Raw genomic sequence first — 20,024 nt, forward strand, 5'->3', positions numbered from 1 at the left:
AGCGATGCTCCAGGCCATCGGACTCACCAGCAACCCCCACCGCGATCTCCCGCCCGCCGTGGACGATCTGACCTTCGAGGCCCGGACCGGCGGCGTCACCGCGCTGCTCGGTGCCGAGGGTGCCGGCAAGAGCACCGCCCTGAGGCTGATGCTCGAACTCGAATCCGGCCGGGGAATCGCCTACTTCCGCGGCCGGCCGCTGCACCGCATCGCCCACCCCGCCCGCGAGGTGGGCGTCCTGCTCGGCGATGTGCCGGGGCACCCCGCGCGTACCGCCAGGGGACAGCTCCGCATGCTCTGCGCCGCCGCGGGCGTGCCCGCCGCGCGTGCCGACGCCCTGCTCGACCTGGTCGGCATCGGCGCCCTGCGCGACGAACCGCTCGGCACCCTCTCCCGCGGCATGGACCGCAGACTCGGCCTCGCCGCCGCCCTGTTGGGCGACCCGCACACCCTCGTGCTCGACGAACCCGCCGCCGGACTCTCGCCCCACGAGAACACCTGGCTCCACGGACTGCTCCGGGCACACGCGGCGCACGGCGGCACTGTTCTCTACACCACCAGTGATCCCAAAGAGGCGGCCCGCAACGCCGATCGCGTCGTCAGCGTCCATGAGGGCCGCCTCGTCGCGGACCAGGACGCCGCCGACTTCGCTCGTACCCGGCTGCGCCCGCGCGTCGTCATCCGCACCCCGCACGCGGCCCGCCTCGCCGACGCCGTGAACCGCGAGGCGCGCGCGGAGCGCCGCTCCGTCGAGGTCGTCACCGAGGCGGGCGGGCGGCTGACCGTCTTCGGCAGCAGCTGCGCCGAGTTGGGCGAGACGGCCTTCCGGCACGGCATCCTCGTCCACCAACTCGCCGACGAGACCGGAGACACCGGCCCGACGCCCCCCGTGGCCCCGTCACCGCCCTCCGCGGCACGACAGGCACCCGCGGCACCCGACGCCGACCTCCTGCCGCCTCCGCTGCCCGTGCGGCCCGTGCGCAGCCCCCTGCGCCCGTTCCGCTACGAGCTCCGCCGTTTCCTCGGTGTACGGACCCCCTGGCTGGTCGCCGTCTCCGTCCTGGTCGCCTCCGTCGCCCTGACCCTGCCGCTCGCCCGTACCGGCAACACCCCGCTGCCCGGCCTCCTCGCGGCCTGGCCCGGATTCCTCCCGCTGCCGCCCGCCGCTCTCGGTGCCGGTCTGCTGGGCGCTTGCGCTTTCGGCGACGAGTACCGCTACCCCGCGCTCGCCGCCGGCCGGGGCACCGTCCCGCGCCGAATCGGCCTGCTGCTGGCCAAACTCACCGTCACCGGCGCGGCGGCCCTGCTCCTCGCGGCCCTCACCGTCGCCGCCGACTCGCTGGCGATGAGACTGGTCTACGGCGGCGGAACGGACGCGGTGCCCCCGGACTGGCCCGCGCTCGTGGTCAGTTGGGCGGGACTGACCGTCGGCTGCGCCTGGGCGGGCCTGTTGGGCGCCGGTATCTTCCGGGTCACCGGCGCCGGGGTCGCCGCCGTACTCGCCGTACCGGTCGTCGTCGTCCCCCTCCTGCAGAAGGGGCTCGCTGTTCCGTCCGCGCGTTCGATCGTCGGACTGCCGGCCAGATTGCGCGAACTGGCCTGGCCGCAATGGCCGGAGGCCGCCGACCGCTGGCTGGTGGCGACGGGTCGGGTCCTCGCGCAGCCCGTCGGGGCGGCGCTGACGCTGTCGTTGTCCGCCCTGCTCTGCGCGTATCTGTTCACGAGCCTTCGCCGCAGGGCCCGTTGGTGATCGCCGGGCGACCGCTGCTGTCGCACATGCCCATAACTCCCTGATTGCGCCCGCTTCCTTACGATAAGTCGTCAATCGAAGGGCGGGCGCCGATCACCCTTTCGTGTGCTTTTCACCAAAGACCTCAAGGGGCCGACGAGGGGAGCCGACAAAGGATGCGTGAGTACCCTTGCGCACACCATGATGACCGCCGCCCGCTCCGTCGACTCCGGCCTCGCGGCCCCGGGCGGAATCGACCGCTACCCCTACACGGAAGCACCCGGCGCCGACCGCATTCCCGCACCCGCCTGGGACGGCGCGGACAACGAGTTGGGCCGGGTTGGCCGGCGCTCGGCGGGCAGCCGGGGCCGTGGACTGCACGGCCAACTCGTCCAGCAGCTCGGCCAGATGATCGTCTCCGGCGACCTGGGCGCCGACCGGCCGCTCGTACCGGAGGAGATCGGACAGCGTTTCGAGGTCTCCCGCACGGTGGTCCGCGAGTCGCTGCGCGTCCTTGAGGCCAAGGGCCTCGTCAGCGCCCGCCCCAATGTCGGCACCCGCGTCCGGCCGGTCAGCGACTGGAATCTGCTGGACGCCGACATCATCGAATGGCGGGCGTTCGGCCCGCAACGTGACGACCAGCGCCGCGAGCTGACCGAGCTGCGCTGGACGATCGAACCCCTCGCCGCGCGCCTCGCCGTCGGTCACGGCCGTGAGGACGTCCAGCAGCGGCTGGCCGACATGGTCGAGATCATGGGGCACGCCATCGCCCAGGGCGACTCGATCACGTTCTCCCGCGCCGACGCCGAATTCCACTCCCTGCTGATCCAGCTCGCCGGCAACCGGATGCTGGAGCACCTTTCGGGGATCGTCTCGGCGGCCCTCCAGGTCTCCGGCGGCCCCGTCACCGGCTGTGACCGTCCCACCGACGCCTCGCTGGCGCACCACGCGCGGATCGTCGAGGCCCTGGCGGCCGGCGACGCGCAGGCCGCCGAATCCGCCATGCGGCAGCTTCTGATGGCCCACCCGGAAGTAGAACGGGTCGTTCCGGCGCCCCGCGAGCACTGAGGGCGCCACCGGGGTACAGACCCCCGGTCCCGCGGTGCCGAGCAGGAAAGACGAAGGTCAGGGACGGACGGGGCGTACGCGTCACGTGCCGCCGGACCCCAGGGCCCGGCGGCACGAATGCGCGATAAAAACCTTCCGCCCGCTTTGCCGCAAATGAGGTGTGACTCGGGCCACGTGGATTGGGCGTAACACTCCACGAGGCAGGGCGATGACCTAAGAGGTGACAGCCACGGAGGGAATAGCGCCACAAGGAGTGGCGCTGTATCGAGCTCCGAGGTCAAGCCCGCGCCGTCGGCACATCCCCAGTCGACGGTCGTCGGTTCCGCCCCGATCCTGGGGGGAGCCGGAAGCCGTTTCCATCGTTCCGAGAGGTTGTTCGTGTCGGCCAGCACATCCCGTACGCTCCCGCCGGAGATCGCCGAGTCCGAGTCTGTGATGGCGCTCATCGAGCGGGGAAAGGCTGATGGGCAGATCGCCGGCGACGACGTGCGTCGGGCCTTCGAGGCTGACCAGATTCCGCCAACCCAGTGGAAGAATGTTCTGCGCAGCCTCAATCAGATCCTTGAGGAAGAGGGTGTGACGCTGATGGTCAGTGCTGCGGAGTCGCCGAAGCGCGCCCGCAAGAGCGTCGCTGCGAAGAGCCCGGCGAAGCGCACCGCCACCAAGACAGTCGCCGCCAAGACCGTTCATACGAAGACCGTCGCGGCCACCGCCGCCCCGGCCGCCGAGACCGTCGAGACTCCCGCCGACGAGACGGCGGCGCCCGCCAAGAAGACGGCGGCGAAGAAGACCGTGGCCAAGAAGGCGGCGGCCAAGAAGACCGCCGTCAAGAAGGTCGCCGCGAAGAAGACCGCCGGCAAGAAGGACGCCGACGAGGCCGCCGAGGGCGAGGAGGCGGCCGAGGAGGTCCAAGCCGGCAAGGGCGAGGAGGAGGAGACCGAGGGCGAGAACAAGGGCTTCGTCCTCTCCGACGACGACGAGGACGACGCGCCGGCCCAGCAGGTCGCCGTCGCGGGTGCCACCGCCGACCCGGTCAAGGACTACCTCAAGCAGATCGGCAAGGTCCCGCTCCTCAACGCCGAGCAGGAGGTCGAACTCGCCAAGCGCATCGAGGCCGGCTTGTTCGCCGAGGACAAGCTCGCCAACGCCGACAAGCTCGCCCCCAAGCTCAAGCGCGAGCTGGAGATCATCGCCGAGGACGGGCGCCGCGCCAAGAACCACCTGCTGGAGGCCAACCTCCGCCTGGTGGTCTCGCTGGCCAAGCGCTACACCGGCCGCGGCATGCTCTTCCTGGACCTGATCCAGGAGGGCAACCTCGGTCTGATCCGCGCGGTCGAGAAGTTCGACTACACCAAGGGCTACAAGTTCTCCACGTACGCCACGTGGTGGATCCGTCAGGCGATCACCCGCGCCATGGCCGACCAGGCCCGCACCATCCGTATCCCGGTGCACATGGTCGAGGTCATCAACAAGCTCGCGCGCGTGCAGCGCCAGATGCTCCAGGACCTGGGCCGTGAGCCCACCCCGGAGGAGCTGGCCAAGGAGCTCGACATGACCCCTGAGAAGGTCATCGAGGTCCAGAAGTACGGTCGCGAGCCGATTTCGCTGCACACCCCGCTGGGCGAGGACGGGGACAGCGAGTTCGGTGACCTCATCGAGGACTCCGAGGCGGTCGTCCCGGCCGACGCGGTCAGCTTCACGCTTCTCCAGGAGCAGCTGCACTCGGTGCTCGACACGCTCTCCGAGCGCGAGGCCGGCGTCGTCTCCATGCGCTTCGGTCTCACCGACGGCCAGCCCAAGACGCTGGACGAGATCGGCAAGGTGTACGGCGTGACGCGCGAGCGCATTCGTCAGATCGAGTCCAAGACGATGTCCAAGCTCCGCCACCCGTCGCGTTCGCAGGTTCTGCGCGACTACCTGGACTAGACCGGATCCCCGTCCACGGCACAGCCCCTCCTGAGGGCCCGCGATCCCGACCGGGATGCGGGCCCTCAGGCGTTGCGGGGATGCGTTTGTCGGCTCAATGGGTGACTCTGGGTCAGTAGGAGTCACCGGAGAGTCAGGAGCCAGTTATGCGTCGCCCTATTGCCCGAGTGCTCATGGGAGGACTGGCCACGATCGCCACGGGGGCGGTGCTGCCGCTCGTGTCCCCCGTGCCGGCGGCCGCGGACCGGGTGGTCGTCGGCGGGGAGCCGGCGCCGGCCGCGGAGAGTCCCTGGGTCGTGGCCCTCTCCAGTCGTGAGCGCTTCGGGGACACCCGCGCGGGTCAGTTCTGCGGCGGCGTGGTCGTGGCACCGACCAAGGTGCTCACGGCCGCGCACTGCATGGGCCGCGACGTACTCGGGGTGAAACCCGAGGACGTGACCGATCTGCGCGTCATCACGGGCCGGGAGGAGCTGCGCGGGAAGGGCGGCAAGGAGGTCCGGGTCGGTTCCGTACGGATCGATCCGGCGTACGAGCCGACGACCCACGCCTCCGACCTCGCGGTGCTGACGCTGGCGCAGGCGCTGCCCGCGCGGTACGCCATCCGGCCGGCCGATCCCGGCACCGAGGCCCTGGCTCCGGGCACCGCGGCGAAGGTGTACGGCTGGGGCGACACCACCGGCCAGGGCAAGTACGCCTCCTCGCTGCGCTCAGCCCCTGTGACGGTCCTGGCGGACTCCGAGTGCGAGCGGGCCTATCCGGGGGGCTCAGGGGGCCGCTACGCGGCTTCCACGATGCTCTGCGCCGGCGACCCCGACGGTGGGCACGACGCCTGCCAGGGCGACAGCGGCGGGCCGCTGGTGGCCCGTGGGCGGCTCATCGGGCTGGTCTCGTGGGGCAGTGGCTGCGGGCGTGCCGGGAGTCCGGGGGTCTATACGCGGATCACGTCGGCGGTCGAGCAGGTGGCCGCGGCCACCGAGACGCGCAGCACGGGCTGAGAAGGCCGCGCGGGCCGTAAGGCACGCGGACAACGAGAACGGGCCGCCTCCCCGATTGCTGGGGTGGCGGCCCGTCGGCCGGTCCTGGATCGGCCCTTGGCTCGTCGTGGATGCGAGGTATCAGCGTTCCTCTTCACCGGCGCCGGCCGGTACGGCCGTCAGTCGGTCGGTCTCATCCTGTATTTCCGCGGCGATCTTCTTGAGTTCCGGCTCGAACTTGCGTCCGTGGTGGGCGCAGAAGAGCAGTTCACCACCGCTGGTCAGGACGACGCGCAGATATGCCTGGGCGCCGCAGCGGTCGCAGCGGTCAGCGGCCGTCAGCGGGCTCGCGGGGGTCAGAACAGTAGTCACGTCGCCTCTTCTCTAGCTCGACGAGCTGTCGTACCAGGGTCAACATCCAACCAGGCCGAAAACGTTCCCGCTCGCGGCCTTTCCTCGAAACTTCTTCCCGAGGTGGCTGTCTGCTGCCGGTTGGCGGCGAATGAGCCGTATTGCTTCGCTTTACGGTTTCGCGTTGCTTGTCAGGGTCGATCCTCCCCGGCCGGCTTGCCGGTTGTTGATGAGGACGTGCCCGGAGCCTAAATGGTTCATGCCTGGAAGGGAACGTGATGTGTGCTTCACTCCATCGAGGGATCGAACACCCATGCGAGCCTCGGTTAGCATGAGAATTCAATAGGGTGGCGCTACAACGGCTCTACCAGGCCTCTGTACCCTCTGAGCGGCGACCGATGCCGGGCCCTTACCCACCGGGCCAGATTTCAAATTCAGCGAGGAGCGAACCGCGTGACCGCCGATACGTCCGTGCCGTCCAGTGCGCTGCTGACAGCAGACCGTGACGGTTCCAACTACACCGCGCGGCACCTGCTCGTCCTTGAGGGGCTCGAAGCGGTCCGGAAACGACCCGGCATGTACATCGGGTCGACCGACAGCCGCGGCCTGATGCACTGCCTCTGGGAGATCATCGACAACTCCGTCGACGAGGCCCTGGGCGGTTACTGCGACCGGATCGACGTCACCCTCCACGAGGACGGCTCGGTCGAGGTCAAGGACAACGGCCGGGGCATCCCCGTCGACGTCGAGCCCAAGACCGGCCTCTCCGGCATCGAGGTCGTGATGACGAAGCTGCACGCGGGCGGAAAGTTCGGCGGCGGCTCGTACGCGGCCTCCGGCGGTCTGCACGGCGTGGGCGCCTCCGTCGTCAACGCGCTCTCCTCCCGGCTGGACATCGAGGTCGACCGCAACAGCGCCACGCACACGATCAGCTTCCGCCGCGGCGTCCCCGGCATCTTCACGGAATCGGGCCCCGACGCCCCCTTCGACCCGGCGAACGGCCTGCTCAAGGGCAAGCGGGTGCCCAAGACGCGCACCGGCACCCGGACCCGCTACTGGGCCGACCGGCAGATCTTCCTCAAGGACGCCAGGCTGTCGCTGGAGACGCTGCACCAGCGGGCCCGCCAGACCGCCTTCCTCGTCCCCGGCCTGACCATCGTCGTGCGCGACGAGCGGGGAGCCGGCGAGAGCGAGGGCGACGGCACGGTCGAGGAGACGTTCCGGTACGACGGCGGGATCAGCGAGTACTGCGAGTACCTGGCGCAGGACAAGGCCGTCTGCGACGTGCTGCGGCTGACGGGGCAGGGCGTCTTCAAGGAGACCGTGCCCGTCCTGGACGACCGCGGGCACATGACCCCCACCGAGGTCACCCGCGAGCTGGGCGTCGACATCGCGCTGCGCTGGGGCACCGGGTACGACACCACGATGCGCTCCTACGTCAACATCATCGCCACCCCCAAGGGCGGCACGCACATGACCGGCTTCGAGCGGGCGGTGACCAAGACGGTCAACGAGGCGCTGCGCTCGGCGAAGCTCCTGCGCGTCGCCGAGGACGACGTCGTCAAGGACGACGCCCTGGAAGGGCTCACGGCCGTGGTCACCGTCCGTCTCGCCGAGCCGCAGTTCGAGGGGCAGACCAAGGAGATCCTGGGGACGTCGGCGGCCAACCGGATCGTCGCGAACGTCGTCTCCAAGGAACTCAAGGAGTTCCTGACGTCGACCAAGCGCGACGCCAAGGCGCAGGCCCGCGCGGTGCTGGAGAAGGCCGTCGCCGCGGCCCGTACACGTATCGCCGCCCGTCAGCACAAGGAGGCGCAGCGCAGGAAGACGGCGCTGGAGACCTCCTCGCTGCCCGCCAAGCTCGCCGACTGCCGCAGTGACGACGTGGAGCGCAGCGAGCTGTTCATCGTCGAGGGCGACTCCGCGCTCGGTACGGCCAAGCTCGCCCGCAACAGCGAGTTCCAGGCGCTTCTGCCGATCCGAGGCAAGATCCTCAACGTCCAGAAGTCGTCCGTCTCGGACATGCTGAAGAACGCCGAGTGCGGTGCGATCATCCAGGTCATAGGGGCTGGTTCGGGCCGGACGTTCGACATCGACACCGCCCGCTACGGCAAGATCGTGCTGCTGGTCGACGCCGATGTCGACGGGGCCCACATCCGCTGTCTGCTGCTGACGCTGTTCCAGCGCTACATGCGCCCGATGGTGGAGGCGGGCCGGGTCTTCGCCGCGGTCCCGCCGCTGCACCGGGTGGAGCTGGTGCAGCCCAAGAAGGGCCAGGACAAGTACGTCTACACGTACTCGGACAACGAACTGCGGCAGACACTCCTGGAGTTCCAGCGCAAGAACGTGCGCTACAAGGACTCCATCCAGCGCTACAAGGGCCTCGGCGAGATGGACGCCGACCAGCTCGCCGAGACCACGATGGACCCGCGCCACCGCACACTGCGGCGGATCAACATCGGGGACCTCGAATCGTCCGAGCAGGTCTTCGATCTGCTCATGGGCAACGAGGTCGCGCCGCGCAAGGAGTTCATCACCAGCTCGGCTGCCACGCTGGACCGCGCCAGGATCGACGTCTGACCGAGGCCCGACCGGAGCCGAAAAGGTCCACCGGGCTCCACCCATGGGTGGAGCCCGGCGCCGTACGACGCTCCACCCCGGAGAGGATTCCGCAGGCCGTCGCGCTCCGTAGCATTCGAAGCCGAGAGAGAGGGCTTCGAATGCCGATCGGTGCGGGGACCGCGTGGCCCAGCAAAGAGGCGCTGACGCGGGTGGGGGTGCCGCCCGTCAGGATGTTGCTGGACGTCGCGCTGTGGAGCGGGCTGGCCGTCGCGCTCCTCATGACCGCCTACCACGCGAAGGTCTTCCAAGGCTGGTGGACGGCACTGCCCGTACTGGGCCTCCTCTGCTTCGCGGCGGCCCTGGCGGCCTTCCGGCGATGGACCGTGCAGCGGCGGCTGCTTCCCTCGCTGGGGCTGCTCCTCGCGACCGCGCTGCTGGGAGGCGGCGCGTACGCGGCGGGGGCCGAGGCGACGGCCGTGCTGCTCTGGGTCCTGACCGCCGTCGTCGCCCTGGACAGACTGCCGCTGGCGCCGGCCGCCGGTGTCTGGGCGGTGCTGTTCGTGGTCACCTTGCTGTCGGACATCGGGAAGCCCCTGGACACGGTGGTGACCATGGGCGCCGTCCTGCTCGGCGGCTACACGCTGCGGCTCGACGCCCAGTCGCGCGGCGCCGGGTTCCGGCTGCTCGCGCAGGAGCGCGCCGCGCGGGCCGCCGAGACCGAGTCGGCGGCGCTGGCCGAGCGCGCCAGGATCGCCCGCGAGATCCATGACGTCCTGGCCCACAGCCTCTCGGCCCAGCTCGTGCACCTGGAGGCGGCCAGACTCCAGATCGAGGGCGGCTACGACCCCGACCAGGTGCTGCGCCGCGTGGTGGAGGCGCGGAGCATGGCGCGCCAGGGCCTGGCCGAGACGCGGCAGGCGCTCTACGCGCTCCGGGGCCAACTGGCGCCCGTCGAGGACTATCTGCGGGAGCTGGCGGTCGACGGGGTGCGGACCGAGGTCGTGGGGGAGCCGCGGCTGCTGCCCGTCGACGCCTCTCAGGCGGTACGGCGCGTGGCGCAGGAGGCGGTCACGAACGCCCGCAAGCACGCGCCCGGCGCGGCCGTGACGATGCGACTGGAGTACGGGGAGGACGCGGTGACCCTGGAGGTTCGGGACGAGGGCGCGGACGCGCCCGGCACCGAACTCGGCGCCTCCGGCTCCGGGTACGGTCTCCTGGGGATGCGGGAGCGCGCCGAACTGCTCGGCGGCACCTTGGAGGCCGGGCCGGCGGCCTCCGTGGAAGGCGGCGCCGGGGCGGACGGGAGTCCGTACGGCGGCGGACCGCGGGACCGGTCCGAGGGGAAGGGCTTCACCGTGCGCCTGCGAGTGCCCGCATGACGGCCCCCGTACCCGCGACGGCGCGCGTGATCGTGGCCGACGACCAGGCCGTGGTCCGCGAGGGCATCGTCATGCTGCTCGGGCTGCTGCCCGGCATCGAGGTCGTCGGCGCCGCGAGGGACGGCGAGGAGGCCGTGGCCCTCGTCGGTGAACTCGCCCCCGATGTCGTCCTGATGGACCTGCGCATGCCGCGCTGCGACGGGGTCGAGGCGACCCGCCGTATCCGCGAGCGGTATCCGGCGACCCAGGTCGTGGTGCTCACCACCTACGCCGACGACGACTCGCTGTTCCCCGCCCTGCGGGCGGGTGCGCGCGGCTATCTGACCAAGGACGCGGGCGGTGACGAGATCGTCAGGGCCGTCCAGGACGTGATGGCCGGGGACGCCGGACTCGCCCCCTCGGTGCAGCGGCGGCTGCTGGAACGGGTCAGCGCGGTCGCCGCCGTACCGGAGCGCGAGGCGGTTCCCGACGGGCTCACCGCCCGTGAGACCGAGGTGCTGTCCCTGGTCGCCGAAGGGCTCTCCAACCACGAGATCGCCCGGCGCCTGCACATCGGGGCGGCCACGGTGAAGACCCACATCAACAACATCTTCGCCAAGTCCGGAGTGCGCGACCGGGCGCAGGCGGTGCGCTACGCCTATCAGCACGGCCTCATCCAGCCACCCGGCACAAACATCACCTGATGGGGTGAAGTCGAGAGGGAGAAGAGTCCGGGATCTCCCCGTTCCGCCCATCCTTGGGGCAGCCGCCGAAAGGGCCCGCTGACAAGGAGAGTTGACCGGTGGAGAAGCAGGACGGGCGCGATGCCGCGGCAGTGCGGACCGACGACCCCTGGTACGACGCCCTGGCCTCCGGCTGGGGCGAACTGGACGGTACGGGCACACCGACGACACCCGTCGCACCCGCCACGGTCGCCGCCGGCGCCACGGCCGCGACCCCCGCCGGGGTCGGCGCGGCCACGGAGGACGGAGCGCTGCCCGGCGCGGCCGACATCTATCTGGAGGTCCGGCAAAGCGCCGCCTTCCAGGAAGTACGCCGCCGCTACCGCCGGTTCGTCGTCCCGGCCACCCTCGCCTTCCTGCTCTGGTATCTCGCGTACGTCGTCGCCGCGACCACCGCGCCCGGTCTGATGGCCCGCCCGGTGGCGGGGGCCGTGAACGTGGCGATGGTCGCCGGGCTCGGCCAGTTCCTCAGCACCTTCCTGCTGACCTGGGCGTACGCGCGCCATGCTCGGTTGCACCGGGACCGGGACGCGCTCGATCTGCGCTGGAGCGTCTTCGACCGGACGCGTACGCGGACACTTACGCGGGCAGGGGAGCGGCGGCGATGAGCGGCGATCATCAGACCCTGGCGCTACTGCTGTTCAGCGCGTTCGTCGCCGTCACCCTCGGCATGACCACCTGGGTGAGCCGCCACCGGCACGGCTCGGCGGAGGAGTTCTACACGGGCGGGCGCCTCTTCTCGCCCATGGAGAACGGTTTCGCCATCGCCGGCGACTACATGTCGGCCGCCTCCTTCCTCGGTATCTCCGGCCTCATCGCCCTCTTCGGCTACGACGGCATGCTCTACTCCGTCGGCTTCCTCGTCGCCTGGCTCGTCGTCCTGCTCCTGGTGGCCGAACTCGTCCGCAACTGCGGCCGGTTCACCCTGGCCGACGTCGTCGCCGCGCGGATGCGGGAGCGCCCCGTCAGGATCGCGGCGGGAACGTCCTCGGTCGCCGTGTCCGTTTTCTATCTGGTGGCGCAGATGGTCGGGGCGGGCAGTCTGGTCGCCCTGCTGCTGGGCGGCACGAGCGAGGCGGCGCGCTCGTGGACGGTGATCGGCGTCGGCGCGCTCATGGTCGTATATGTGACGCTCGGCGGGATGCGGGCCACCACCTGGATCCAGATCGTCAAGGCCGTGCTGCTGATGGCCGGTACGGTCGCGCTGACCGTGCTCGTACTGCTCCGTTTCCACGGCGACCTGGGCGCGCTGCTCACGACCGCGGCCGAACGCAGCGGCCACGGCAAGGAGTTCCTGTCGCCCGGTCTCGCCTACGGCGGGGGCTGGACCGCGCGCTTCGACTTCATCAGCCTGGGGCTCGCCCTGGTGCTCGGTACGGCCGGACTCCCGCACATCCTCTCCCGCTTCTACACCGTGCCGACCGCCCGCGCGGCCCGCCGCTCGGTCGTCTGGTCCATCGGGCTGATCGGCGGCTTCTACCTGATGACGATCGTGCTCGGCTTCGGCGCCGCGGCCGTCGTCGGCACCGACGAGGTGCGCGCGTCGAGCGCGGCGGGGAACACGGCGGTGCCGCTGCTCGCGCTCGATCTGGGCGGCGGCGCGGGTTCCACCGGTGGAACGGTTCTCTTCGCCGTCGTCGCGGCGGTCGCCTTCGCGACGATCCTCGCCGTCGTCGCCGGCATCACCCTCGCCTCGTCGGCCGCCGTCGCCCACGACCTCTACGCCTCGCTCAAGCGGCCCCGTACCAGACCACGCGCCAAGCAGCACGCCAAGCCGCGCGGCGAGGTCGCCGTGGCCAGGCTCGCGGCGGCCGGTATCGGCGCCGTGGCCATCGTGCTCGGGCTGCTCGCCCGCGATCTCAACGTGGCCTTCCTGGTCGGTCTCGCGTTCGCCGTCGCCGCGTCGGCCAATCTGCCGGTGCTGCTCTACTCGCTGTTCTGGCGGAACTTCACCACGCGCGGAGCGGTCTGGTCCGTGTACGGAGGGCTGGTGCCGGCCGTCCTGCTGGTGGTGTTCTCACCGGTCGTCTCCGGAAGCCCCGAAGCGATCTTCCCGAGCCTGGACTTCCAGGTCTTCCCACTCCAGAATCCGGGCCTGGTCTCCATCCCGCTCGGCTTCCTGGCGGGCTGGATCGGTACGGTCCTGTCCGGCGAACGCGCGGACGAGGCCAAGCACGCGGAGTGCGAGGTGCGTTCACTCACCGGAGCGGGCGCGGTCTGAGCGGGAGTTCGGCTCAGCCGCTCGTCGCCCACGCGTACCGGTGCTCGGGGCGGCCCGTCTCGCCGTACCGGAGGCTGAGCCGTACCCGCCCCGCCCGCTCCAGCAGTTTGAGATAGCGCTGCGCCGTCTGCCGGCTCATGCCCGCGCTCTCGGCGATCTCGTTCGCGGAGAGGGGCCCTTCGGCGCCGAGCAGCACCTGCCGTACCACCTCGGCCGTGCTCGGCGAGTGACCCTTGGGCAGCTGGGGCGGCGTGGCCGACGCCGACAGCGCGCCGAACATCCGGTCCACGTCGGCCTGTTCGGCCTCGCCGCCGCTCTCCAGCGTGCGGCGCAGCGTCGCGTACGCCTCCAGCTTGGTGCGCAGCCCGGCGAAGCTGAACGGCTTGACCAGGTACTGGAGTGCCCCGTGGCGCATCGCCGACTGGACGGTGGCCACGTCGCGCGCGGCGGTCACCATGATCACGTCGGTCCGGTGGCCGAGCCCGCGCAGTTCCCGTACCACCGAGAGCCCGTTGCGGTCGGGCAGATAGTGGTCGAGAAGGATCAGGTCGACGGGCCGCTCGGTGAGCAGGGTCAGCGCCTCCGCCCCCGAGTGCGCCTTGGCGACGACCCGGAAGCCGGCCACCTTCGCCACATACGCGGTGTTGATGTCGGCGACCCGGATGTCGTCGTCCACGACCAGTACGTCGATCATCGTGCCTCTCCTGTGCTGACAGGCCCCGCCGGATCACGCATGAGACCGTCCGGCGGCGCTGAGCCCGCCGCCCCACCTGCCGCCGCGTCGGCTGCTTCGTCCGCCCCCGCCCCCGCCCCCGCGTCCGCCGTCTCGGCCAGCGCCTCGGGCAGTACGACGGTGAACTCCGCGCCCCCGTCGGGGGATTCGGCGACGCGCGCACTGCCACCCTGACGCTCGGCGAGCCTGCGCACCAACGCGAGGCCCAGTCCGCGTCTGCCGTGGGCGGGCAGGTCCTTTGTCGTCCAGCCCTCGGTGAAGACCAGTTCGCGTTGTTCGGCCGGGACTCCGGGGCCGCTGTCGGAGATCCGCAGGACGACCGTACGGCCCTCGGCCCGTACCTCCACCTCGATGCGCGGGTCCTCGGAGCCGGCCGCCGCGTCCAGCGCGTTGTCCACGAGATTGCCGAGCACCGTGACCAGCCCCTGCGGGTCGACGAGCCGGTCGGGCAGCAGAGTGGCGGGGGAGATACGCAGCGAGACGCCGCGCTCGGCGGCGACGGTGGCCTTGCCGACCAGCAGGGCGGCCGGCAGCGGGTCGTGGATCCGCTCGGTGACCTGCTCGGCGGTGGCCCGGTGCACCCCGACGACCTCGGTCACGAACTCCACCGCCTCCTCGTGCATCTCCAGCTCCAGCAGCCCCATCAGCGTGTGCATCCGGTTGGCGTGCTCATGGTCCTGTGCGCGGAGCGCGTCGATGAGTCCGCGGGTGGCGTCCAGCTCCCGGCCCAGCTGTTCCAGCTCCGTACGGTCACGGAGTGTGGCGACCGCGCCGCCGTCGTCGGTCGGCATCCGGTTGGCGATCAGCACCCGGCCTCCGCTCACGGCCAGCAGATCGTCGCCTGCCACCCGGCCCGCCAGCACGTCGGTGGTACGGCCGGGGCCCAGCACCACGTCGAGCGGTTGCCCTGTGGCCTCGGGCCCGAGGCCGAGCAGCCGCTGCGCCTCGTCGTTCATCAACCGGATCCGCCCTGCTCCGTCGAGGGCGATCACTCCCTCGCGCAGGCTGTGCAGCATCGCCTCACGCTCCGCGAGCAGCGCCGAGATGTCGGAGAACGCCAGGTCGTGGGTCTGGCGCTGGAGACGTCTGGAGATCACATACGCGGCCAGCGCGCCGACGGCCAGTGCGCCGCCCGCGTACGCGAGCAGTCCGGGGATCGTCCCCAGCAGGCGCTCGCGGACGCTGTCGTACGCGATGCCCACCGAGACGGCGCCGATGATCTTCCCCGAGGTGTCACGCAGCGGTACCTTGCCGCGCGCCGAGCGGCCGAGGGTGCCGCTGTCGATCTCCATGACGTCCTTGCCGGCGATGGCCGCGCTGGGGTCGGTGGAGACGACTCTGCCGATCTCGTCGGTGTCGGTGTGCGACCAGCGGACCCCACGTCTGTCCATGATCACGACATACTCGGCGCCGGTGGCCCGCCTGATGCGTTCGGCCTCCTTCTGCACCGGTCCGTCGACCGAGGGCCGCGACGCCAGCAGCGAGCGGGCCACCGGCTCGGACGCGGTCGTCTCGGCGATCGCGAGCGCCCTGCGCATCGCCTGGTCGTCGAGCTGGTCGCTCAGCGGCCGGAGGAACAGTCCGGTGGCGAGCACGGCGGTGCCCGCGGCGATCGCCAGCTGCATCAGCAGCACCTGGGAGAAGACGCGCCGTGGCCAGCCGAATCGCCGTCGTCGATGGAGGGTCGTCGATCCGGCGCTCATGTGTACGAACGGTAGACGGCGCCAATGCCTTTCTGAAATTTCCAGAATTACGCAAATGGTTTACGTGATTTGCGAGCGACTTGCGGTGTCGCGGCAGGCCACCGGAAAGCTGACCGCTAGCGGGCTGTGGGCCCGGCTTGAGTGTTTTCGAGCCAGAGAACGGCCGACCTTGTTCTGTCCGACCAGTGGACGCTCTGGCATTTCTCTGCAACTCTCTGACCGCACAACGCAAAAGACCCTGTTCAGCAGTGCAGAAAATGCTTGTCGCCCCATCCATGCAGACAGAGCCGCGCCTCGCCGCCCCCGCGCCGAGGCCGAAGATCGGGGATACATGAGATCTCACCGCTGGAGATGGCGGGTGCTCTCCGCCGCCGTCACCACCAGTCTCCTGATGGTCGGCTGGCCGTCGCTCACCGCTTCGGCGGCCGACGGTCCCAACATCGCCGCGGGCGCCGCCGCGGCGGCGAGCAGCGCGAAGCGCGACCACTCCGCCCGGATGGTCGCGGACGGCGACCGGTCGACGTACTGGCAGGGCTCCGGCAAGAGCCTTCCCCAGTGGGTCCAGACCGATCTGGGCTCCGCCGCCCGGATCGACCAGGTCACGCTGAAGCTCCCCGCGGAGTGGGAGACCAGACGGCAGACCCTCGCCGTCCAGGGCAGCGCCGACGGCAGCAGTTTCAGCACCCTGAAGACCTCCGCCTCGTACACCTTCAGTCCGGGCGAGGCCAACGAGGTCACCATCTCGTTCCCCGCCACCCGGACGCGCTACGTCCGCGTGCACATCACGAAGAACTCCGTCGCCTCCGCCGGCCAGCTCGCCGAACTCCAGGTCCACAAGGCCGCCGCCGCGTCGGTGAACCTCGCCGCCGGCCGGACGCTCACCGAGAGCAGCCACACCGAGGTGTACGCGGCGGCCAACGCCAACGACGGCAACAAGGGCAGCTACTGGGAGAGCCGCAACGGCGCCTTCCCGCAGTGGCTCCAGGCCGATCTCGGCTCGTCCGTCCGCGTCAACAGCGTCGTACTGAAACTGCCCGACGGCTGGGAGGCCCGGAGCCAGACCCTCAAGATCCAGGGCAGCACCGACGGCACGGCCTTCACCGACCTGACCGCGTCCGAGGCGTACCAGTTCGCGCCCGGATCCGGTAACACGGTGACGATCCCCTTCGACGCCGCCACCACCCGCTACGTACGGGTCCTGGTCACCGCCAACTCCGGGCAGCCCGGCGCCCAGGTCTCCGAGCTGGAGATCTACGGCCCCGAGACGGGCGACACCCAGGCCCCGACGGCGCCCACCGAACTCGCGTACACCGAGCCCGCCTCCGGCCAGATCAAGCTGACCTGGAAGGCGTCGACCGACGACACGGCGGTCACCGGCTACGACATCTACGCCAACAACGTGCTGCGCACGAGCGTCGCCGGCAACGTCACGACCTTCACCGACACCCAGCCCGGCAACGCCGACGTCTCGTACTACGTACGAGCCAAGGACGCGGCAGGCAACACGTCGGGCAACAGCAACACCGTCACCCGCAAAGCACCGGGCGGCGACACCCAGGCCCCGACCGCGCCCACCGGCCTCACCCACACCACGCCCTCACCGACCCAGGTCAAGCTCAACTGGCAGGCGTCCAGCGACAACACGGCGGTGACCGGCTACGACATCTACGCCAACAACGTGCTGCGCGACAGCGTCGCCGGGAACGTCCTGACCTTCACCGACACCCAGCCGGCAAGCACTTCGGTCTCGTACTTCGTACGGGCCGAGGACGCGGCGGGCAACCAGTCGGGCAACAGCAACACGGTCGTACGCACCGGCAGCACCGGCTCGGTCTCCAACCTCGCCGTCGGCAAGCCGATCAGCGCCTCCTCCGTGATCCACACGTTCGTCGCGGCCAACGCCAACGACAACTCGACGTCCACCTACTGGGAAGGCGCCGGGGGCAGTTACCCGAACACGCTGACCGTCAAGCTGGGCGCCAACGCCTCCACCGAGAGCGTCGTCGTCAAACTCAACCCGGACAGCAGCTGGGGACCGCGCACCCAGAACATCCAGGTGCTGGGGCGCGAGCAGAGCGCCACGGGCTTCACCAGCCTGGCCGCCGCGAAGGACTACGCGTTCAGCCCGGCCTCCGGGAACCAGGTGACCATCCCGGTCTCCGGGAACGTCGCCGACGTCCAGCTCAAGTTCACCTCCAACACCGGCGCCGGAGCGGGCCAGGTGGCCGAGTTCCAGGTGCTCGGCGAGCCGGCGCCCAACCCCGACCTCCAGGTCACGGCGGTGACCGCGGTTCCCGCCGAGCCGGTCGAGTCGAACCCGATCACCCTGTCGGCGACGGTACGCAACAACGGCACGGTCGCCGCGGCGGCCAGCTCCCTCGAATTCCGCCTAGGAGACTCCAAGGTCGGCACGGCGGCGGTGGGCACCCTCGCCCCCGGCGCGTCGGCAAACGTCAGCGCCGCGATCGGACCGCGCGACGCCGGAAGCTACGAACTCAGCGCGGTCGCCGACGTGGCGGACGCGGTGATCGAGCAGAACGAGACCAACAACACCTTCACCGCATCCGCCCCGCTGGTGGTGAAGCCGGTCGCCAGCTCCGACCTCGTCGCGACCCTCGGCACCTCTCCGTCCGCCCCGGCGGCCGGAGACACGGTCGACTTCTCCGTCTCGGTCAAGAACCAGGGCACCGTCGCCTCCGCGGGCGGCAGCCACGGCATCACCCTGACCGTGCTCAACTCCGACGGCGCCACGGTGAAGACCCTCACCGGCGCGCACAGCGGAGTCATCGCGGCGGGCGCCACCACGGCGCCGGTCGCGCTGGGCACCTGGGCCGCCGCCAACGGCTCGTACACCGTCAAGGTGGTGCTCGCCGACGACGCGAACGAGGTACCGGTCAAGCGCGAGAACAACACCAGCACCCAGTCGCTGTTCGTCGGCCGCGGCGCGAACATGCCGTTCGACATGTACGAGGCCGAGGACGGCACGGCCGGCGGCGGCGCGACGAAGGTCGGTCCCAACAGGACCGTCGGCGACATCGCGGGCGAGGCCTCCGGCCGCAGGGCCGTCAACCTCGACGCCACCGGCGAGTACGTCGAGTTCACCACCAGGGCCAGCACCAACACCCTGGTGACCCGCTTCTCCATCCCCGACTCAGCGGGCGGCGGTGGCAGGAACTCCACGCTCAACGTCTATGTGGACGGCGTCTTCCTCAAGGCGATCGACCTCACGTCCAAGTACGCCTGGCTGTACGGCGCCGAGGCGGGCCCCGGCAATTCGCCGGGCCAGGGCGCGCCCCGTCACATCTACGACGAGGCGAACATGATGCTGGGCAGGACCGTCCCGGCGGGCAGCAAGATCAAGCTGCAGAAGGACGCGGCCAACGACACCACCTACGCGATCGACTTCATCAACCTGGAGCAGGTCGCGCCGGTCGCCAACCCGGACCCCGCCACGTACACCGTCCCGGCCGGATTCACCCACCAGGACGTGCAGAACGCCCTGGACCGGGTCCGGATGGACAACACCGGGACCCTGAAGGGTGTCTACCTGCCCGCCGGTGACTACCAGACGGCCAGCAAGTTCCAGGTGTACGGCAAGGCGGTGCAGGTGGTCGGCGCCGGTCCCTGGTACACCAGGTTCCACGCCCCGTCGACGCAGGACAACACCGACATCGGCTTCCGGGCCGAGGCCGCCGCCGCGGGTTCGTCGTTCAAGAACTTCGCGTACTTCGGCAACTACACCTCGCGCATCGACGGTCCGGGCAAGGTGTTCGACTTCTCGAATGTGCGCGACATCGAGATCGACAACATCTGGAACGAGCACATGGTGTGCCTCTACTGGGGTGCGAACACCGATGACATGACCATCAAGAACTCCCGTATCCGCAACATGTTCGCCGACGGCATCAACATGACCAACGGCAGCACCGGGAACCTCGTGACCAACAACGAGGCTCGCGCCACGGGAGACGACAGTTTCGCGCTCTTCTCGGCGATCGACGCCGGCGGCGCGGACATGAAGGACAACGTCTACGAGAACCTGACATCGATCCTGACCTGGCGTGCGGCGGGTGTGGCCGTCTACGGCGGCTTCAACAACACCTTCCGCAACATCCATATCGCGGACACGCTCGTGTACTCGGGCATCACGGTCAGCTCGCTGGACTTCGGCTACCCGATGAACGGCTTCGGGACCGAGCCCACGACGATCGAGAATGTGTCGATCGTCAGAGCCGGCGGTCATTTCTGGGGCGCGCAGACCTTCCCCGGTATCTGGCTGTTCTCCGCGTCCAAGGTGTTCCAGGGCATCCGGATCAACAACGTGGACATCGTCGACCCGACGTACAGCGGGGTCATGTTCCAGACCAACTACGTGGGAGGACAACCGCAGTTCCCGATCAAGGACACGATCCTCAGCGACATCTCGATCACCGGTGCGAAGAAGAGCGGTGACGCCTACGATGCCAAGTCGGGCTTCGGGCTGTGGGCGAACGAGCTGCCGGAGGACGGGCAGGGTCCCGCGGTCGGTGAGGTCACGTTCAACGGTCTGAGGATGAGCGGCAACGCTCTGGACGTGAAGAACACCACGCCCAACTTCAAGATCCATATCAACCCGTAGAGGCAGGGCAGGCCTCGGTGGTGCCGTCCGGGGCTTTC

13 protein-coding genes are annotated in these 20,024 nt (G+C 70.1%); 10 read left to right on the forward strand and 3 right to left on the reverse strand.

The window, feature by feature from the left end; all coding sequences use genetic code 11:
- Positions 1-4 precede the first annotated feature (4 nt).
- The 4 genes from ACIBLA_RS28620 to ACIBLA_RS28635 all read left to right on the forward strand — a co-directional run bounded on the left by ACIBLA_RS28620 (position 5) and on the right by ACIBLA_RS28635 (position 5,718).
- On the forward strand, positions 5-1,750 hold the full coding sequence (locus ACIBLA_RS28620) for an ATP-binding cassette domain-containing protein (RefSeq protein ID WP_399200304.1): 1,746 nt from the start codon (positions 5-7) through the stop codon (positions 1,748-1,750).
- Positions 1,751-1,909: 159 nt separating this feature from the next.
- Positions 1,910-2,797: a FadR/GntR family transcriptional regulator gene (locus ACIBLA_RS28625; RefSeq protein ID WP_399200305.1), complete on the forward strand. Its 888-nt coding sequence runs from the start codon at positions 1,910-1,912 to the stop codon at positions 2,795-2,797.
- A gap of 378 nt (positions 2,798-3,175) precedes the next feature.
- Complete coding sequence (locus ACIBLA_RS28630) at positions 3,176-4,723, forward strand: RNA polymerase sigma factor (RefSeq protein WP_363243574.1); 1,548 nt, start codon at positions 3,176-3,178, stop codon at positions 4,721-4,723.
- A 146-nt stretch (positions 4,724-4,869) separates the two neighbouring features.
- The gene (locus tag ACIBLA_RS28635) at positions 4,870-5,718 is read left to right on the forward strand and encodes a S1 family peptidase (RefSeq protein WP_399200306.1); all 849 of its coding nucleotides are present in this window, start codon (positions 4,870-4,872) and stop codon (positions 5,716-5,718) included.
- Between the two features lie 120 nt (positions 5,719-5,838).
- Here the strand turns inward: ACIBLA_RS28635 and ACIBLA_RS28640 are convergent, their stop codons facing one another.
- Positions 5,839-6,069: a hypothetical protein gene (locus tag ACIBLA_RS28640; protein ID WP_363243571.1), complete on the reverse strand. Its 231-nt coding sequence runs from the start codon at positions 6,067-6,069 to the stop codon at positions 5,839-5,841.
- A gap of 432 nt (positions 6,070-6,501) precedes the next feature.
- Here ACIBLA_RS28640 and ACIBLA_RS28645 point away from each other — a divergent pair, with 432 nt between their 5' ends.
- The 5 genes from ACIBLA_RS28645 (at position 6,502) to ACIBLA_RS28665 (ending at position 12,932) form a co-directional block, all read left to right on the forward strand.
- The gene (locus ACIBLA_RS28645; RefSeq protein ID WP_363243570.1) at positions 6,502-8,628 is read left to right on the forward strand and encodes a DNA topoisomerase IV subunit B; all 2,127 of its coding nucleotides are present in this window, start codon (positions 6,502-6,504) and stop codon (positions 8,626-8,628) included.
- Positions 8,629-8,768: 140 nt separating this feature from the next.
- On the forward strand, positions 8,769-9,989 hold the full coding sequence (locus tag ACIBLA_RS28650) for a sensor histidine kinase (RefSeq protein ID WP_399200307.1): 1,221 nt from the start codon (positions 8,769-8,771) through the stop codon (positions 9,987-9,989).
- Positions 9,986-10,672, forward strand: coding sequence for a response regulator transcription factor (locus ACIBLA_RS28655; protein WP_363243568.1), 687 nt, complete (start codon positions 9,986-9,988; stop codon positions 10,670-10,672). The genes ACIBLA_RS28650 and ACIBLA_RS28655 overlap by 4 nt, the downstream gene beginning before the upstream one ends.
- Positions 10,673-10,770: 98 nt before the next feature.
- Complete coding sequence (locus ACIBLA_RS28660; RefSeq protein WP_363243567.1) at positions 10,771-11,319, forward strand: DUF485 domain-containing protein; 549 nt, start codon at positions 10,771-10,773, stop codon at positions 11,317-11,319.
- Positions 11,316-12,932, forward strand: coding sequence for a cation acetate symporter (locus ACIBLA_RS28665; protein ID WP_399200308.1), 1,617 nt, complete (start codon positions 11,316-11,318; stop codon positions 12,930-12,932). Before ACIBLA_RS28660 ends, ACIBLA_RS28665 begins: the two co-directional genes overlap by 4 nt.
- Before the next feature lie 13 nt (positions 12,933-12,945).
- Here ACIBLA_RS28665 and ACIBLA_RS28670 read toward each other — a convergent pair whose 3' ends face one another.
- Together ACIBLA_RS28670 and ACIBLA_RS28675 are read right to left on the reverse strand one after the other, a co-directional pair.
- Positions 12,946-13,626, reverse strand: coding sequence for a response regulator (locus ACIBLA_RS28670; RefSeq protein WP_363243565.1), 681 nt, complete (start codon positions 13,624-13,626; stop codon positions 12,946-12,948).
- A complete protein-coding gene (locus ACIBLA_RS28675; protein ID WP_399200310.1) occupies positions 13,623-15,368 on the reverse strand; it encodes an ATP-binding protein in 1,746 nt (581 codons plus the stop codon). Before ACIBLA_RS28675 ends, ACIBLA_RS28670 begins: the two co-directional genes overlap by 4 nt.
- A gap of 331 nt (positions 15,369-15,699) precedes the next feature.
- Between ACIBLA_RS28675 and ACIBLA_RS28680 the strand changes: the two genes are divergently transcribed.
- Positions 15,700-19,986, forward strand: coding sequence for a discoidin domain-containing protein (locus ACIBLA_RS28680; protein WP_399200311.1), 4,287 nt, complete (start codon positions 15,700-15,702; stop codon positions 19,984-19,986).
- Positions 19,987-20,024 lie beyond the last annotated feature (38 nt).

The organism is Streptomyces sp. NPDC050433, from assembly GCF_044458565.1.
Taxonomy (GTDB): Bacteria; Actinomycetota; Actinomycetes; order Streptomycetales; family Streptomycetaceae; genus Streptomyces.

Excerpts from the sequence above, each read along its gene's own strand:
- ACIBLA_RS28650 (WP_399200307.1), top strand. The coding sequence starts at position 8,769 with ATGCCGATCGGTGCGGGGACCGCGTGGCCCAGCAAAGAGGCGCTGACG.
- ACIBLA_RS28675 (WP_399200310.1), bottom strand. The coding sequence starts at position 15,368 with ATGAGCGCCGGATCGACGACCCTCCATCGACGACGGCGATTCGGCTGG.
- ACIBLA_RS28670 (WP_363243565.1), bottom strand. The coding sequence starts at position 13,626 with ATGATCGACGTACTGGTCGTGGACGACGACATCCGGGTCGCCGACATC.
- ACIBLA_RS28635 (WP_399200306.1), top strand. The coding sequence starts at position 4,870 with ATGCGTCGCCCTATTGCCCGAGTGCTCATGGGAGGACTGGCCACGATC.
- ACIBLA_RS28680 (WP_399200311.1), top strand. The coding sequence starts at position 15,700 with ATGAGATCTCACCGCTGGAGATGGCGGGTGCTCTCCGCCGCCGTCACC.
- ACIBLA_RS28620 (WP_399200304.1), top strand. The coding sequence starts at position 5 with ATGCTCCAGGCCATCGGACTCACCAGCAACCCCCACCGCGATCTCCCG.
- ACIBLA_RS28665 (WP_399200308.1), top strand. The coding sequence starts at position 11,316 with ATGAGCGGCGATCATCAGACCCTGGCGCTACTGCTGTTCAGCGCGTTC.
- ACIBLA_RS28655 (WP_363243568.1), top strand. The coding sequence starts at position 9,986 with ATGACGGCCCCCGTACCCGCGACGGCGCGCGTGATCGTGGCCGACGAC.